Here is a 1,194-nt window from a genome sequence, read left to right on the forward strand (position 1 = left end):
TCCGAATGGGGGAACCCAAATATCGTAATGGATATTTACTTGTTTGTGAATACATAGCAATCAAGAGGAAGACGCAATGAACTGAAACATCTAAGTAGTTGCAGGAAGAGAAAGAAATTCGATTCCCTGAGTAGCGGCGAGCGAAACGGGAAGAGCCCAAACTAAAGAGCTTGCTCTTTAGGGTTGTAGGACTGATGTTGTGAGAACAAAAGGTGACGATAGTTGAACAAGCTGGAAAGCTTGGCCAAAGAGAGTGAAAGCCTCGTAAACGAAATCTGACCCACTCCATTCAGTATCCTGAGTACGGCGGAACACGAGAAACTCCGTCGGAATCCGGGAGGACCATCTCCCAAGGCTAAATACTCCCTAGTGACCGATAGTGAACCAGTACCGTGAGGGAAAGGTGAAAAGTACCCCGGAAGGGGAGTGAAATAGATCCTGAAACCGTGTGCCTACAAGTAGTCAGAGCCCGTTAATGGGTGATGGCGTGCCTTTTGTAGAATGAACCGGCGAGTTACGTTAACATGCAAGGTTAAGATGAAAAGTCGGAGCCGTAGCGAAAGCGAGTCTGAATAGGGCGACTAAGTATGTTGATGTAGACCCGAAACCAAGTGACCTACCCATGACCAGGTTGAAGATGCGGTAAAACGCATTGGAGGACCGAACCCGTGTATGTTGAAAAATGCTGGGATGAGTTGTGGGTAGCGGTGAAATTCCAAACGAACTTGGAGATAGCTGGTTCTCTCCGAAATAGCTTTAGGGTTAGCCTCGGGGATTAGGATCGTGGAGGTAGAGCACTGTTTGGACTAGGGGCCCGTCTTGGGTTACTGAATTCAGATAAACTCCGAATACCATTGATCTATACCCGGGAGTCAGACGATGAGTGATAAGATCCACCGTCGAAAGGGAAACAGCCCAGATCACCAGTTAAGGTCCCAAAATTCATGCTAAGTGGAAAAGGATGTGGAAACGCATAGACAACTAGGATGTTGGCTTAGAAGCAGCCATTCATTCAAAGAGTGCGTAATAGCTCACTAGTCGAGTGATTCTGCGCCGAAAATGTACCGGGGCTAAGCATGATACCGAAACTGTGGATGTGTCGTAAGACACGTGGTAGGAGAGCGTTGTAAGAGCATTGAAGCTGTACCGTGAGGAGCAGTGGAGTTCTTAGAAGTGAGAATGCCGGTATGAGTA

At 47.4% G+C, this 1,194-nt stretch carries 1 rRNA gene; it reads left to right on the forward strand.

Going from position 1 to position 1,194, the window contains the following annotated elements:
• Window positions 1-1,194, forward strand: a 23S ribosomal RNA gene (locus ACYT32_RS12330); the annotation flags it as partial.

The organism is Companilactobacillus sp. FL22-3, assembly GCF_054881455.1.